At 70.3% G+C, this 15,900-nt stretch carries 12 protein-coding genes; 8 read left to right on the top strand and 4 right to left on the bottom strand.

Annotation, left to right across the window (positions count from 1 at the left end; genetic code table 11):
• Positions 1-20: 20 nt before the first annotated feature.
• The gene (gene icmF / locus H4W80_RS44150; protein WP_192790505.1) at positions 21-3,212 is read right to left on the bottom strand and encodes a fused isobutyryl-CoA mutase/GTPase IcmF; all 3,192 of its coding nucleotides are present in this window, start codon (positions 3,210-3,212) and stop codon (positions 21-23) included.
• A 124-nt stretch (positions 3,213-3,336) separates the two neighbouring features.
• On the opposite strand from icmF, the gene H4W80_RS44145 reads away from it, so the two are divergent.
• On the top strand, positions 3,337-4,386 hold the full coding sequence (locus H4W80_RS44145; RefSeq protein ID WP_192790504.1) for a glucose 1-dehydrogenase: 1,050 nt from the start codon (positions 3,337-3,339) through the stop codon (positions 4,384-4,386).
• A gap of 23 nt (positions 4,387-4,409) precedes the next feature.
• Here H4W80_RS44145 and H4W80_RS44140 read toward each other — a convergent pair whose 3' ends face one another.
• A complete protein-coding gene (locus H4W80_RS44140; RefSeq protein ID WP_318787336.1) occupies positions 4,410-5,246 on the bottom strand; it encodes a CHAP domain-containing protein in 837 nt (278 codons plus the stop codon).
• 180 nt (positions 5,247-5,426) lie between these two features.
• The gene (locus H4W80_RS44135) at positions 5,427-6,197 is read right to left on the bottom strand and encodes a PP2C family protein-serine/threonine phosphatase (RefSeq protein ID WP_192790503.1); all 771 of its coding nucleotides are present in this window, start codon (positions 6,195-6,197) and stop codon (positions 5,427-5,429) included.
• Between the two features lie 76 nt (positions 6,198-6,273).
• On the opposite strand from H4W80_RS44135, the gene H4W80_RS44130 reads away from it, so the two are divergent.
• The 7 genes from H4W80_RS44130 to H4W80_RS44100 all read left to right on the top strand — a co-directional run bounded on the left by H4W80_RS44130 (position 6,274) and on the right by H4W80_RS44100 (position 14,671).
• Entirely contained in the window at positions 6,274-8,106 is a 1,833-nt protein-coding gene (locus tag H4W80_RS44130; RefSeq protein WP_192790502.1) for an N-6 DNA methylase, read from the top strand.
• A 95-nt stretch (positions 8,107-8,201) separates the two neighbouring features.
• Positions 8,202-9,092: a serine/threonine-protein kinase gene (locus tag H4W80_RS44125; RefSeq protein ID WP_192790501.1), complete on the top strand. Its 891-nt coding sequence runs from the start codon at positions 8,202-8,204 to the stop codon at positions 9,090-9,092.
• A gap of 123 nt (positions 9,093-9,215) precedes the next feature.
• A complete protein-coding gene (locus H4W80_RS44120; protein ID WP_192790500.1) occupies positions 9,216-10,517 on the top strand; it encodes an ABC transporter substrate-binding protein in 1,302 nt (433 codons plus the stop codon).
• Positions 10,514-11,476 (top strand): carbohydrate ABC transporter permease, encoded by a 963-nt coding sequence (locus H4W80_RS44115; protein ID WP_192790499.1) that lies wholly within the window; start codon positions 10,514-10,516, stop codon positions 11,474-11,476. Before H4W80_RS44120 ends, H4W80_RS44115 begins: the two co-directional genes overlap by 4 nt.
• On the top strand, positions 11,473-12,276 hold the full coding sequence (locus H4W80_RS44110; protein ID WP_192790498.1) for a carbohydrate ABC transporter permease: 804 nt from the start codon (positions 11,473-11,475) through the stop codon (positions 12,274-12,276). Before H4W80_RS44115 ends, H4W80_RS44110 begins: the two co-directional genes overlap by 4 nt.
• Positions 12,273-13,643 carry a GH1 family beta-glucosidase gene (locus H4W80_RS44105; protein WP_192790497.1) on the top strand — a complete coding sequence of 457 codons (1,371 nt, stop codon included), beginning with the start codon at positions 12,273-12,275 and terminating at the stop codon, positions 13,641-13,643. Before H4W80_RS44110 ends, H4W80_RS44105 begins: the two co-directional genes overlap by 4 nt.
• Positions 13,644-13,675: 32 nt before the next feature.
• Positions 13,676-14,671, top strand: coding sequence for a LacI family DNA-binding transcriptional regulator (locus H4W80_RS44100; RefSeq protein WP_192790496.1), 996 nt, complete (start codon positions 13,676-13,678; stop codon positions 14,669-14,671).
• Between the two features lie 456 nt (positions 14,672-15,127).
• Here the strand turns inward: H4W80_RS44100 and H4W80_RS44095 are convergent, their stop codons facing one another.
• Positions 15,128-15,886 (bottom strand): SDR family oxidoreductase, encoded by a 759-nt coding sequence (locus H4W80_RS44095; protein ID WP_192790495.1) that lies wholly within the window; start codon positions 15,884-15,886, stop codon positions 15,128-15,130.
• Positions 15,887-15,900 lie beyond the last annotated feature (14 nt).

Genomic DNA, 15,900 nt, shown 5'->3' with positions numbered 1-15,900 from the left:
TCATCACCCACGCGCGAGGATCAGACGTTGCGGCGGTACTGGCCACCCGCCTCGAACAGCGCCTCCGTGATCTGGCCGAGCGAGCAGACGCGGGCCGCGTCCATCAGCACCTCGAACGCGTTCGCGTCCGACATCGCCACCTCGCGCAGCCGGGCGAGCTGCGCCGGGGCCTCCGAGCGGTTGCGCTCGTGGAAGGCGCGCAGCCGGTCGAGCTGCGAGCGCTTCTCCTCCTCGGTGCCCCTGGCCAGCTCCAGCTTGTGCGCCGGAGGCTCGTCCGTGCCGTTGCGGAACGTGTTGACCCCGACGATCGGCAGCGAGCCGTCGTGTTTGCGCATCTCGTACAGCATGGACTCGTCCTGGATCTTGCCGCGCTGGTAGCCGGTCTCCATCGCGCCCAGCACGCCGCCCCGGTCGGACAGCCGCTCGAACTCGGCGAGCACGGCCTCCTCCACCAGGTCCGTCAGCTCCTCCACGACGAACGAGCCCTGCAGCGGGTTCTCGTTCCTGGCCAGGCCCCATTCGCGGTTGATGATGAGCTGGATGGCCATGGCCCTGCGCACCGAGTCGGCCGACGGGGTGGTCACCGCCTCGTCGAAGGCGTTGGTGTGCAGGCTGTTGCAGTTGTCGTAGATGGCGATCAGGGCCTGGAGGGTGGTGCGGATGTCGTTGAAGTTCATCTCCTGGGCGTGCAGCGACCGGCCCGAGGTCTGGATGTGGTACTTCAGCTTCTGCGACCGCTCCCCGGCGCCGTAGCGCTCCCTCATGGCCACCGCCCAGATGCGGCGGGCCACCCGGCCGAGCACGCTGTACTCGGGGTCCATGCCGTTGGAGAAGAAGAACGACAGGTTCGGGGCGAAGTCGTCGATCTTCATGCCCCTGGCCAGGTACGCCTCCACGTACGTGAAGCCGTTGGCCAGCGTGAAGGCGAGCTGGCTGATCGGGTTGGCCCCGGCCTCGGCGATGTGGTAGCCGGAGATCGAGACCGAGTAGAAGTTGCGCACGCCGTTCTCGATGAACCACTCCTGGATGTCGGCCATCATCCGCAGCGAGAACTCGGTGGAGAAGATGCAGGTGTTCTGGCCCTGGTCCTCCTTGAGGATGTCGGCCTGCACGGTGCCCCTGACCGTGGCCAGCGTACGGGCGCGCAGGCCGGCGGCCTCCTCGGCCGACGGCGGGCGCCCCTGCTCGGCCTGGAAGCGGTCGAGGGCCTGGTCAACGGCGGTGTTGAGGTAGTAGGCCAGGATCGTGGGCGCGGGACCGTTGATCGTCATGGACACGGACGTGTTCGGCGCCGCCAGGTCGAACCCGTCGTAGAGCACCTTCATGTCGTCGAGCGTCGCGATCGAGACGCCCGAGGTGCCGACCTTGCCGTAGATGTCGGGCCGCAGGTCCGGGTCATGGCCATAGAGGGTCACCGAGTCGAACGCCGTGGACAGCCGGGTCGCGGGCTGGCCCTCGGACAGCAGCTTGAAGCGCCTGTTGGTGCGGAACGGGTCGCCCTCACCGGCGAACATCCTGGTCGGGTCCTCGTCGTCGCGCTTGAACGGGAACACGCCGGCGGTGAAGGGGAACGATCCGGGCAGGTTCTCGGCGCGCAGGAACCGCAGCAGGTCGCCGTGGTCGCTGTAGCGCGGCAGGGCCACGCGCGGGATCCGGTTGCCGGACAGGGTCTCGCGCCAGAGCGGGGTGTGGATCTCGCGGTCGCGCACCTTCACCACCAGCTCGTCGGCGGTGTAGCGCTCCTTGACGGCGGGCCAGGCGGCCAGCAGGGCCCGGCTCTCCTCGCTCAGCTCCCGCTCCGCCTGCGCCTCCAGCTCCTCCAGCCGGGAGTCCTCCAGGAGGGAGCGCACGGCGGCCAGCTGCTGGCGGCGGCGGGCGACCTCGGCCTGGGCGAGCGTCTCGGCGTGGTAGGCGCGCACGGTCTCGGCGATGTCGGCCAGGTAGCGGACCCGGGCCGGCGGCACGATGGCGGCCGACGCCTGCGAGGTGCGCCCGGACACCTTCGGCAGCAGCCCCGGCCCGGGCTCGCCCAGCAGGAGGGGCTTGAGGTGCTGGTAGAGGGCCGTGACCCCGGCGTCGTTGTAGCGGGCCGCGATGGTGCCGAAGACCGGCATGTCCTCCGGCCTGGCGCCGAACGCCTCGCGGTTGCGTACGAGCTGGCGGCGCACGTCGCGCAGGGCGTCCTCCGCGCCGCGCCGCTCGTACTTGTTGATCACCACGGCCTCGGCGAAGTCCAGCATGTCGATCTTCTCGAGCTGCGACGCCGCCCCGAACTCGGGCGTCATCACGTAGATCGGCACGTCCACGTGGGGGACGATCCCGGCGTCGCCCTGGCCGATGCCGGGCGTCTCCACGATCACCAGGTCGTGGCCCGCGGCCCGGCAGGCGGTGATCACCTCGTCGAGGCAGGCGGGCACCTCGTTGGCGGCGCCCCTGGTGGCCAGGGAGCGGAAGTAGGTCTGGGGGCTCAGGCTGTTCATCCTGATGCGGTCGCCGAGCAGCGCGCCGCCGCCGCGCCGGCGGGTGGGGTCGATGGCGATGACCGCGATGCGCAGCTTGTCGTCGTTGTCCACGCGGAACCTGCGGACCAGCTCGTCGGTGAGCGAGGACTTGCCGGAGCCGCCCGTACCGGTGATGCCGAGCACGGGGGCGCTCTTGCCCGTCGCGGCGCCCTTCAGGCCCTCGACCAGCGCCTCCGGGGCCCGCCCCGATTCGATGAGCGTGATCGCGCGGGCCAGCGCCGCCTGGTCGCCCGAGACCACGGCCTCGATCGACGGGGAGCCGTCCAGCTCGACGTCGCACTCCTCGATGAGCTGGTTGATCATGCCGGGCAGCCCGTACCGCTGGCCGTCCTCGGGCGAGAAGACGCGGGTGACGCCGCGCGAGTGCAGCAGCTCGATCTCCTCGGGGACGATCACTCCCCCGCCGCCGCCGTACACCTTGACGTGCCCGGCCCCGCGCTCGCGCAGCAGCTCCACGAGGTAGGTGAAGAACTCCACGTGGCCGCCCTGGTAGGAGCTGATCGCCACGCCCTGGACGTCCTCCTGGAGAGCGGCCGTGACGATCTCGTCCACGGACCGGTTGTGCCCGAGATGGATGACCTCGGCCCCCTGTGACTGGAGGATGCGCCGCATGATGTTGATCGCCGCGTCGTGGCCGTCGAACAAGGCCGCGGCGGTCACGAAACGGACTGGGTGTACCGGGACGTGCACGCCTGTTCACTCCTTCGTGAGGGCTCTCCTTCCGAAGATACTAGGACGTCCTATTAATTGGTACTTGGACGTCCTACTATTTCTCCCCGGCATCCGGGTAGGGGGCCCGAGGGGGTGACACCGCATGCGCGCACTGACGTTCGCACCGGGCAAGCAGGGGACGCTCGCCGTCGAGGAGGTCCCCGAGCCCGCGCCGGGCAAGGGCGAACTGCTGGTCCAGGGGCTGGCGCTGGGAGTCTGCGGGACCGACAGGGAGCTGATCACCGCCGATTACGGCTGGCCGCCGCCCGGCAAGGAGCGCATGGTGCTCGGGCACGAGTCGCTGGGCCGGGTGCTGGAGGTGCCCGACGGGTCCGCGTTCTCCCGCGGCGACCTGGTGGTCGGGGTGGTGCGGCGGCCCGACCCCGTGCCCTGCGGGGCCTGCAAGCGGGGCGAGTTCGACATGTGCCGCAACGGCGAGTACACCGAGCGGGGCATCAAGGAGATCGACGGGTACGCCTCCGAACGCTGGACGGTCGAGGGCGGCTACGCCGTGCGCCTGGATCCGTCGCTGGAGAGCGTCGGCGTGCTGGTCGAGCCCACGTCGGTGGTCGCCAAGGCGTGGGAGCAGATCGAGCGGATCGGGTCGCGGGCCTGGTTCGAGCCCCGAACGCTGCTGGTCACCGGGGCCGGGCCCATCGGGCTGCTGGCAGCGCTGATGGGGCGGCAGCGGGGGCTGGAGGTCCACGTGCTCAACCGCTCATCCGCGGGGCTCAAGTCGCGGCTCGTGGAGGACCTGGGCGGGACCTACCATTCCGGCTCGTCGCTGAAGGAGCTCACCACGGTCAGGCCGGACGTCATCATCGAGTGCACGGGGGCCGGGACGCTCGTCATCGACGCCATGGTGGGCACGGCCGCCGCGGGGATCGTCTGCCTGGCCGGGCTCTCACCCGGAGGGCGTGAGCACCGGGTGGACGCGGGGCTCATCAACCGGGACATCGTCCTGGAGAACGACGTGGTCTTCGGCACCGTCAACGCCAACCTGCGGCACTACAGGGACGCCGCCGACGCGCTGGTCAAGGCCGACCTCGGGTGGCTCGAACGGCTGATCACGCGCCGGGTCCCGCTGTCGCGCGCCCTGGACGCCTTCGAGCGCGGCCACGACGTCAAGGTGGTCATCGACCTCACGGCCTAACCCTTCGCGGGCCGGAGCGCGGGCTAGCCGGGCTCGTAGGGCTTGCGCCTCGTCGAGGTCGGGGGCCTGGTGGCCGCGGCGGCCGGGACGCGCGCCCTGGCCGGGCGGGCCGCCGGCGCCGGAGTGAGACGGGATTCGGCCTGCGCGGGCTCCGGGGGCGCCGCCTTGGCGCGGATCGTGACCCGTTCGAGCGCGGGCCCGGGTGGCGCGTCCGGGGTGGTTGGTGCGTTCCAGGGCCAGGTGAGGCGGCGGTGGGTGCCGCGGCGGCGGCCGGTGACGCGGAGGGAGAGGGCGACGGTCATGAGCACCATCGCGGTCAGCAGCGCGGGCGGCGTGCCCAGGAAGTCCAGGGGCGACCCCTGCCCGGTCTCCACGCGCGGCGCCGGCACGAAGGGCCGCTCGGTCGAGCGGATCTCCCCTAGCTTGTCGGCGCTGGCCTTGACCAGGCGCGGGATGCCGTAGCCGACGACCTTGTCCGTCTCGCGCGTCTTGCGCTTGAGCCAGATCCGGTCCACGTTCGCCTCGATCGTGTGGATCTTCTTGCCGCTGACCTTCTCCACGATCCCCACGTGGTCGATGCCCTTGTAGCTCTTGCCGCCCTTCCAGTCGAAGAAGACGAGCGCACCCGGCTCGGGCTTCTGCGTCCACGCCCCCTGTTTCATGAACCAGGCGGCGTGGGAGGGCGTCCAGGCGAACTCGCCCACATATTGGCTGAGGTCGGCCTTGTCCGCGGCCCAGGCGATGAACATGTCGCACCACGGCCCGTTGCGGTACTGGGTGTCTTGGACGCGATCCGCATACCACTGGCCGAACTTGGTGAACTGGCCGCTTTTCTCCTTGTAGCCGAGTTCCTGCCGCACCGTCTTCAGCAGCTCGTCCGCGATCGGGTCCAGGGTGACTCCTCCCAGAAAACCGATAAATCACGATGGACTGTAGTAGCGCCATCGGGAAATTGCGCGAATCACTCGGAAAGTGTCGTGCTATTAGCCAATATTTCGGTTTTGTGACTGGTGAGGCAGGTGAGCCTCCTGGGACTCCAGTTAAGCACCTGCCCCCACGCGATAGACGGCCGCCTCGCCGGAGCCCGGCGCGACCACGTCGGCCACGATCACGGTCACGTTGTCCGGCGAGCCGCCCTCGTTGGCCAGATCGATCAGCCGCTGGACGGCCGAGGCCGGGTCTGCCACGGTGGTCAGGACCTCGTGCAGAACCTCGGGACCGAGTACGGTCGTGAGGCCGTCGGAGCAGAGGAGGTAGCGGTCATCAGGCTCGGCCTCGCGCAGCGCCATGTCAGGCTCCGCCCTGCCCTCGCTGCCCAGCACCCGCAGCACCATCGAACGCCGGGGGTGCACGGCGGCCTGGTCCTCGGTTATCCGCCCTTCGTCCACCATCGACTGCACAAGTGTGTGATCCTTGGTCATCTGGTAGAGAGCACCATCGCGAAGCAGATATCCGCGGGAGTCACCGAGATGAGCCAGGGCGAACCGGTAGCCGTCCCACAGCATGGCGGTCACCGTGGTCCCCATCCCCCTGCGCGCGGGGTCGATGTCGGCCAGCTCGACCAGCCTGCGCGCCGCCTCGTGCACGGCGCCCTCCAGGGCCCCCTCGAGGTCCGAGCCCGTCTCGGGAAGCGTGGCATCCAGCTCGCGCATGACGGCGATCGCCGCCGAGCTCGCCAGCTCGCCGGCCGCGTGTCCACCCATCCCGTCGGCCACCACGAGCAGCCGGCCACTCGCATAGCCGGAGTCCTCGTTCTGCTCCCTGCGGCGGCCCACGTCTGATCCGGCGGCATAGCGGATGTTGTGCTTCATACCCAGCAGTAAATCATTGGTTGAAAGACTTCACAAGCAGATGCGCTGAAGACTCTTGTGAACTACTCTGGGCACCATGAGCCACGACCCGACCGTCAACGCCGGGGACATCGCCCGGCTCGCCGGTGTCGGGCGTGCCGCGGTGAGCAACTGGCGCCGTCGCCACGACGACTTCCCCGCTCCCATCGGCGGCACGGCCAACCAGCCGCTCTTCTCGCTCCGGCAGGTCGAGTCCTGGCTACGTCGCTATGGGAAGTCCTACCAGGTCTCCCTGGGAGATCGGGTGTGGCAACGCCTGAAAGCCGCGGGCGATTTGCGGCTGGGCGAGCTGGTGGCCCAGGCAGGCGCCCTGCTGACCCGCCCGGCCCCCCAGAATGAACCGGGTCCCGGATCGCCCGCCGAGGGCGGGCTGGAGCCGGAGCTGGCGGAGCTCGTCCTGGAGCTGGCCGAGCAGCTCGGCGCGCTGACGGCGTACGAGTTCCTCTGTGAGCGCTATCTCGAGGCGCACTCGCGGCAGCTCTCCGTGACCCGCGAGGACGTGGCCGGGCTCATGGTCAGGCTCGTACGGCCGGGCGGCTCGACGATCCTCGACCCGGCCTGCGGCGTCGGCACGCTGCTCCTCGCCCCCGGCCACGACCAGCACGCCCAGGCGGAGCCGGGGACGGCCAGGATGCTCGGGCAGGAGCTCAGCGAGACCTCGGCGGCCATCACCGCCTCCAGGCTCCGGCTGCGCGGCGTCGAGGCCGAGGTCGTGGCCGGCGACTCGATGCGCGACGACGGGTTCGCCGGGGAGCGGGCCGACGCCGTGGTGTGCGATCCGCCGTTCAACGAGCGGGCCTGGGGTTACGAGGAGCTGACCGGCGACCCGCGCTGGGAGTACGGCCTGCCGCCGCGCGGCGAGCCGGAGCTGGCCTGGGTGCAGCACTGCCTCACCCACGTCAAGCCGCGCGGCCTGGTCGCCATCCTCATGCCCCCGGCCGCCGCCAGCCGCAAGGCGGGCCGCCGCATCCGGGCCAACCTGCTGCGCGCCGGCGCCCTGCGGGCCGTCATCGCGCTGCCGGGGTCGGACCTCTGGCTGCTGCGCCGGCCGGCGGCGGGCGAGCGGCCGCCGTCCGAGGTGCTGATCCTCGACGCCACGGCCGACCTGGCGAGCGTCGAGCCGGCCTGGGAGGCGTACCTGGAGGACCGTTCCGACCAGACCGTGCGCATCATCGACCTGCTGGCCGACGAGGTCGACATGACCCCGGCCCGCCACCAGCGGCGCGACGACGTCGGCAAGGCCTACGCCGAGGCCCGCGACCGCTTCATGGCCGCCGCCTCCGCGCCGCCCGACCTGAAGGTCCTGGAGCAGCCGCTCGACCAGCCCGCGACCACGCTGGGCGACCTGATCAAGGAAGGTCTGGTGACCACGTCGCAGGCCCCGCCCAAGATGACGGTGGACGGCGGCGAGGTGCCCGTGCTGACCTCCGACGACGTGCTCAACGGCACGTCGCCGTCCGGCTCCACCACCCTGCAGCAGGGCCTGATCGCGATCCGGCCGGGCGACGTGGTGGCCTCCTACTCCAGCGTGCGCGTGATGGGCGACGGTGGCGGCGCGATGCTGGGGCCCCATCTGACGCTCTACCGGGTGGACGCGCGCCGGCTCGACCCCGACTTCCTCGCGGGCTTCCTACGGGCCGCCGGCGGCCGGGCGACCACCGGCTCCAGCAGGTTCGACGTGCGCCGCACCCGGCTGCCGCGCCTGTCGCTGAAGGAGCAGAAGGCCTACGGCGACGCCTTCCGGCAGCTCGCCGTGCTCGAAGACGCCATCCGCGAGACCTCGACGCTGGGGCAGGCGCTGATCAGGCTCGGCCTCGACGGCCTCGCCGACGGCCACCTTCATCCCCCTGCTCATGGCCTCACTTCGTGAGGCGGGCTCGGTCGCTGGGGAGCCGTCGCGGGAGAGGACGGCATTCCCTCTCGTGACGGTGTAGTTTTTTCCCGGAAGGCTGCGGGGAGGGGCGAATGGTCATCGGTGACCGCTATGTGCTCGACGACCTCCCTCTCGGGCAAGGCGGCATGGGCGCCGTCTACGCGGGCCACGACCGCCACCTGGACCGCCGGGTCGCGGTGAAGCTGCTCAGGCTGCCCAGCGGGCACGATCACGAGCTGGAGCGCAGGTTCATCCGCGAGGCCCGCATCCTGGCCCGGCTCGAGCATCCCGGCGCGCCGGTGCTCTACGACTTCGGCACCCACGAGCAGCGGCTCTACCAGGTGATGCAGTTCATCGAGGGCGTCACCGTGGCCGACGTGGTCAGCGAGCACGGCCCGCTGCCCGTCTCCTGGGCCGCCGCGATCGCGGCCCAGGCGTGCGCCGTGTTGTCGGCGGCCCACGCCCTGGCGATCTGCCACCGCGACCTCAAGCCCACGAACCTCATGCTCTGCCCCGACGGCAGCGTGAAGGTGCTCGACTTCGGGCTGGCCATGTTGCGGGACGCCGACGTCACCACGTTCACGAGGATCGGGCAGATCCTGGGCACGCCGGCGTACATGGCTCCCGAGCAGATCCAGCACGGCGTCGCCGAGCCGCGCAGCGACCTCTACTCGCTCGGCTGCGTGCTGCACGAGATGCTGACCGGGCGCCAGCTGTTCACCGGGCCCACCGACTACATGGTCTTCGAGAAGCAGGTCAAGGAGCGCCCGCCGGCCATCCCCGGGCTGCCCCGCGAGCTGGGCGCGCTGCTGTCGCAGCTGCTGGAGAAGCTGCCGGACGACCGGCCCGCCGACGCGAACGAGCTGTACGAGCGGCTCGACCCGTTCGCCATCGAGCTGCCCGTGCTGCCTGGCTTCCTCACCGAGGCCCCGAGCCCCGGCCAGATGTACGCCCGCATGGCCGGCCGCGCGCTCAACCCGTGAACGCGCTCTCTCGCTAAGCCGGATCGTTATTTAACCCCCGTTGACAGGCCGGTGTGAGCGCCGCGAATCTCTTGAGAGAGCGCTCTCTCACCTACCTCGCAAGCACCGACCATGGAGGGTTCCATGACCCCTCGCGTCCGGCGATTCGCCATGCCCTTGATCACCGCGTCCCTGCTCGCCCTGGCGACGGCCTGCGGCGGCGGAGGCGGCGGCGGCGGGAGCACCGCCGCGCAGAGCGCCAAGCCGGGAGAGAAGATCAAGCTCACCGTCGGCCTCTTCGGCGACTTCGGCTTCAAACCGCTCTACGAGGAGTACAAGAAGACCCACCCCGACATCGAGATCGTCGAGAACGTCACCCAGTTCAACGACCACCACAGCAACCTCGTCAAGCGGCTGGCCACGAACGCCGGCGCGGGCGACGTCGAGGCGGTCGAGGTCGGCTACATCAGCACGTTCACCGCCCAGCCGGGCAAGTTCGTCGATCTCAAGCAGTACGGGCTGGACAAGCGGCAGCCCGACTATCTCGACTGGAAGTGGCAGCAGGGGTTGAGCAAGGACGGCACGCAGGTGCTCGGCCTCGGCACCGACGTGGGCGGGCTGGCCATGTGCTACCGCAAGGACCTGTTCAAGAAGGCCGGGCTGCCGACCGGCCGGACCGAGGTGGCGGCCCTCTGGCCGACGTGGGAGCAGTACATCGCGACCGGCAAGAAGTTCGCCGGGGCGAACCTGGCGGGCGCCAAGTTCGTGGACTCCCCCGGCGAGATCTTCCGCGCGATGGTCAACCAGGCGCCCGTCGGCCTGTACGACGCCCAGGACAACATCATCGCGGCCTCCAACCCCGACGTGAAGAAGGCCTGGGACCTGTCCAACCAGCTCACCCAGGAGGGCCTGACCGCCAAGCTGGCGGCCTTCACGCCGCCGTGGAACACCGGCTTCGCCAAGGGCTCGTTCGCCACGATCATCTGCCCGGCCTGGATGACCGGCTTCATCCAGGAGCAGGCCAAGGACTCGGCCGGCAAGTGGGACATCGCGACCGTGCCCGGCGGCTCGGGCAACAGCGGCGGCTCGCACCTCATGGTGCCCAAGCAGAGCAAGCACCCGAAGGAGGCGGCCGAGCTGATCGACTTCCTGACCTCCAAGGACAACCAGGCCAAGGTGTTCAAGGAGGAGGGCACGTTCCCGTCGATCCCGGCCCTGTACGACGACCCGTCGATCCAGAACTTCACCAAGCCGTTCTTCGGCGACGCCCCCATCGGCAAGATCTACTCCGACGCCGCCAAGGCGCTCAAGCCGCAGCACCTCGGCCCCAAGGAGGCCGACGTGCGCACGGCCATCGGCAACGGCCTCGGCCGCGTGGAGCAGGGCAAGCAGACGCCCGACGAGGCGTGGGCGCAGGTGCTCGAGGACGTCAAGAAGATCAAATGAGCTCCCTTCCCCTCGCGGTCCCGCGACGGCGTAGGCGCAGCGTGCGGCACACCCTCGACCTGAGGGTGTCGCCGTACGCCTACGTGGCGCCGTTCTTCCTGCTCTTCTGCGCCTTCGGGCTGTTCCCGCTGGTCTACACGGCCTGGGTGAGCCTGCACGAGTGGTCGCTGCTGTCGGAGACCCAGACGTTCATCGGGCTGGACAACTACTCGACGCTGCTGAGCGACGGGTACTTCTGGAACGCCACGTTCAACACCCTGTCCATCGGCGTGCTCTCGACCGTGCCGCAGCTCCTGCTGGCCATCTGGCTGGCGCACCTGCTCAACCGGCGGCTGCGCTTCCAGACGCTGTTCCGGGTGGCGCTGCTGCTGCCGAACGTCACGAGCGTGGTGGCCGTCGTGGTCATCTTCAGCCAGCTCTTCGGCCGGGACTTCGGGCTGATCAACTGGGTGCTCTCGTGGTTCGGCGCCGGCAACATCGACTGGGCGGCCGGCACCGCGACCTCGCACCTCGCGCTCTCCGTGATGATCATGTGGCGCTGGACCGGCTACAACGCGCTGATCTTCCTGGCCGCCATGCAGGCCGTGCCGCGCGAGCTGTACGAGGCCGCCACCCTCGACGGCGCGAGCGGCTTCACCCAGCTCCGCAGGATCACGATCCCGATGATCCGGCCGACGATCGTCTTCGTGGTCATCGTCTCGACGATCGGGGCCATGCAGATCATCGCCGAGCCCCTGCTGTTCGGGCAGAGCAGCGGCGGCGGGGGCGGCATCGCCACCGGCGGGCCCGACCGGCAGTTCCAGACGCTGGCGCTGTTCGTCTACGAGCAGGGCTTCGCGAACTCGACGTTCGACTTCGGCTACGCCTCGGCCGCGTCGTGGCTGATGTTCCTGGCCGTGGTGATCGTCGCGCTGGTCAACTTCCTGATCACCCACAGGGTGAAAGGGGGCGTCATATGAGGCTGCGTTATCTGACCCTGACGGCGGTGGCCTTCTTCTCGGCCTTCCCGCTCTACTACAGCGTCGTGGTGGCCTCCCGGCACAACTCGGCGCTGGCCCAGGTGCCGCCGCCGCTGATCCCCGGCGGCAACTTCTTCGCCAACGTCTCCCGGGTCTTCGACACCGTCCCCTTCGGGCTCGCGCTGGTCAACTCCGTCATCGTGGCGGGGTCGATCTCGATCGCGGTGATGTTCTTCTCGACGCTGGCCGGGTTCGCCTTCGCCAAGCTGAAGTTCAGGGGCAGGAACGTCATGCTCGTGATCACCGTGGCCACCATGATGGTCCCGGCCCAGCTCGGCATCATCCCGCTCTACATGCTCATGGTGAAGCTGGAGTGGACCGGCACCAACTACGCGCTGATCGTCCCGGCGCTGGTCAACGCGTTCGGCGTGTTCTTCATGACCCAGTACCTGTCGCGGGCCCTGCCCACGGAGCTGCTGGAGGCGGGCCGGGTGGACGGGTGCTCGACGTGGGGGCTGTTCTGGCACGTCGTGCTGCCCGCCGCCCGTCCGGCGGCGGCGGTGCTCGGCATGCTGACGTTCATGTCGGCCTGGAACGACTACTTCTGGCCGCTGGTCGTCCTGAACCCGGACAACCCGACGGTCCAGGTGGCGCTGTCCACGCTGGCCAGCGGCTACGTCAACGACTACGTGCTCGGGCTGGCCGGGACGGCGATCGGCACGCTCCCGCTCGTGGCCGTCTTCGCCCTGTTCGGCAGGCAAATCATCGGTGGAATCATGCAAGGAGCTGTTAAGGGATGATCTTTCCCGAGGAGTTCGTCTGGGGTGCCGCGACGGCCTCGTACCAGATCGAGGGGGCGGTCAAGGAGGACGGGCGGGGCCAGTCGATCTGGGACACCTTCTCCCACACCCCCGGGAAGGTGGCGGACGGCGACACCGGCGACGTGGCCTGCGACCACTACCACCGCTACCGCGAGGACATCGGGCTGATGCGCGAGCTGCGGCTGGCGGCCTACCGGTTCTCGGTCGCGTGGCCGCGCGTGCAGCCGGACGGCGCGGGTCCGGTCAACCCGCGCGGGCTGGCTTTCTACGACCGGCTCGTGGACGAGCTACTCGCCGCCGAAATTTCGCCTTATGTCACGCTTTATCACTGGGATCTTCCCCAAGCCCTCGAAGACCGTGGTGGGTGGACCAATCGCGACACCGCCTACCGGTTCGCCGACTACGCCCAGGCCGTCCACGACCGGCTCGGCGACCGGGTAGGCGACTGGACCACGCTGAACGAGCCGTGGGTGTCGGCCTTCCTCGGCTACGGCAACGGCGTCCACGCGCCGGGCCGCCGCGATCCGGCCGACGCCCTGCGCTCGGCGCACCACCTGCTGCTCGGTCACGGGCTGGCCGCGCGCCGGCTGCGCGCGTCCGGCGCGCGCAGCCTCATGCTGGTGGTCAACTCCTCCCCCGTGCTCACCCCCGCCCAGGTCAACGACCCTTCGGCGGTGGCCGGCGAGGCGGACGCGGCCGTCGCGGACCGCGTCCACGCGCTGCTGACCAGGCAGTTCCTCGACCCGGCGGTGCACGGCACGTACCCGGCGGAGGTCCTGGAGGCGGCGGCGCGCAACGGCGGGACGGAGCACGTCCTGGACGGCGACCTCGAGCTCATCAACGCGCCGATCGACCTGGTCGGCGTCAACTACTACAACCCGTGCGTGGTCGAGTCGTGCCCGGGGCTGCCGGCCGACGCGGCGTGGCCGGGCTCGGAGGGCGTCAGGTTCGCGGCGGCGGACGCGCCGACGACCGCGATGGGCTGGCCGATCGTGCCGGACGGCCTGTCGCGGCTCCTCGTACGGCTCTCGAAGGACTATCCGCAGGTCGGCCTCATGGTCACGGAGAACGGCGCGGCCTTCGACGACGTCGTGGAGGACGGCCGCGTCCACGACGACGAGCGGGTGGCGTACCTGGAAGGCCACCTGCGCGAGGTGCACCGGGCCATCGGGGCGGGCGCGGACCTGCGCGGATATCTGGTCTGGTCGCTGCTCGACAACTTCGAGTGGGCCGAGGGCTACCGGCGCCGGTTCGGCATCGTGCACGTCGACTACGCGACCCAGGCCAGGGTCCTCAAGGACAGCGCTCTCTGGTACAGAGACGTCATCACCAGGAACGGCCTGTAGATTTTTTCCGTGCTCTCCCACTTGGTGCATTCATGAGACGCCCGACCCTCGAGGCGGTCGCCGCCCGGGCGGGGGTCTCGCGCGCCACCGCCTCCCGGGTCGTCAACGGCCAGACGACGGTGGCGCCCCACATCCGCGACGCCGTGCAGCGCGCGATCGACGAGCTGGGCTACGTGCCCAACTCGGCCGCGCGCAGCCTGGTCACCCAGCGCACCGACTCGATCGCCCTGGTCGTCAGCGAGCCGGGCACCCGGGTCTTCTCCGAGGACCCGATGTTCTCCACGGTGATCAGGTCGGCGTCCGTGGCGCTCGAAGCGGTGAACAAGCAGGTCGTGCTCATGCTGGCCTCCTCCGCCAAGAGCCACGCCCGGGTGGAGCGTTACATCTCGGGGGGGCACGTCGACGGGGTCATGCTGATCTCCATGCACGGCGCCGACCCGCTGCCGGCCGCGCTGTCGCGCCTGCGCGTCCCCGTGGTCTCCTACGGGCGGCCCGCCGTCCCCGTGGACATCCCGTACGTCGACAACGACAACGTCGGCGGGGCGGAGATCGGGGTCCGGCACCTGGTGGAGACGGGACGGCGCAGGATCGCCACGATCGCCGGCCCGCAGGACATGATCGGCGGCCAGGACCGGCTGGCCGGCTACCGCAACGTGCTGCGCGACTCCGACCTCAGGTCGATCGTGGCGATCGGCGACTTCACCCGCGAGTCGGGCGCGGTCGCGATGCGGCAGCTCCTGCGCGACGACCCCGACCTCGACGCCGTCTTCGTGGCCAACGACCTGATGGCCGTGGGCGCCCTGCAGTCACTGCGCCACTCCGGCCGCCGGGTGCCGGACGATGTGGCCGTGGTGGGCTTCGACGACATCGAGGCGGCCAAATACACCGAGCCGCCGCTGACGACGCTCAGGCACCCGGTGGCCGAGCAGGCGACGGCCATGGTCCAGCTCCTGCTCGGGCTGTTCGAGGGCGGGCCGGCCGAGCCGGTGATCATGCCCACGGAGCTGGTGATCAGGGAGTCCGCCTAGATGGTCCCCGCTGTGGCCGCCGCCGTCGCCCTGGCCGAGGAGCACGGCATCCGGGTCCTGGAGCCGGTGGTCCTCAACGACTCGTTCAACCTCCGGATCCACCTGCGCCCCGCGCCGGTCGTGGCGCGGGTGCCGACGGTGACCGCACTGGGGCGGGCGCTCGCCGAGCTGCACGAGGCGCTGCGGGGGTTTCCCGGCGAGCTGCCCTATCTCGGGCCGGTGCTCGACGAGCCGCTGCGGCTGCTGGAGCTGCTCGACGGGCAGGTCCCGCCCGACGTGCTGGCCCGGCTGCGGGACGCGCACGCGCACCTGGCCGAGCGGCGCGGCGCGCGCTGCAGGGGACGCTGTGGATGCTACTCAGGGCGCTGCGGCTGCCCGCCGGAGCCGCCGACGCCCGCGCGGCGCTGGAGGCGTGGCTCCGGGACCCCAGCGGCGCCACCCGCTGGACCGGCCCCCCTAGCCAGGGATCACGCCGCCGCGCGGGCCGAGGAAGTAGCCGCCGGTGACGTCCAGGACGTGACCGGTGATCCACCGGGACCCCTCGCTCGCGAGCAGCGCCACGGCGTCCGCGATGTCCTGCGGGCGGCCGATGCGGCCCAGCGCCGTCACCTCGGTGACCGCGCGCTCGGCGGTGCCGTCGTCCGCGCGCAGCCAGGCGTTCATGTCCGTCTCCGTGACGCCCGGGGAGACGGTGTTCACGGTGATGTTCCGGTCGCCGAGGAGGGGCGCCAGGCTGAAGCCCAGCGTGTCCAGGGCTCCCTTGGTCATCGAGTAGACGAGGTCCGGGAGGGCGATGCGGACGACGGCCGAGGAGATGTTGATGATCCGGCCGCCGTCGTTCAGGAGCGGCAGGGCCCGTTCGATGATGAAGTACGGCGCCCGCACGTTCACGGCGAAGACCCGGTCGAACTGCTCCTCGCTCACCGTGCCCAGCACCCCGGCGAGGATGGCGGCGTTGTTGACCAGGATGTCCAGCCGCTCCCCCCGCAGGCCCTCGAACAACGCGTCCACGCCGTCCTCGAACGCCGCCTTCACCGCGTACGCCTGCCCGCCCGCGCTCTCGATCGCGGCCACCGTCTCCTTGGCCAGGTCGTCGTTGCTGGCGTAGTGGACGATCACCCGGGCCCCGTCGGCGGCCAGCCGCTCCGCGATCGCCCGCCCGATGCCGCGCGACGCTCCGGTTACCAATGCCGTCTTTCCTGACAGATCTCTCATGCGCTCCATCGTGG

It is taken from the genome of Nonomuraea angiospora (genome assembly GCF_014873145.1).
GTDB lineage: Bacteria > Actinomycetota > Actinomycetes > Streptosporangiales > Streptosporangiaceae > Nonomuraea > Nonomuraea angiospora.
The sequence above is the reverse complement of the archived record's forward strand: the minus strand, read 5'-3'. Positions and strand labels throughout refer to the sequence as shown.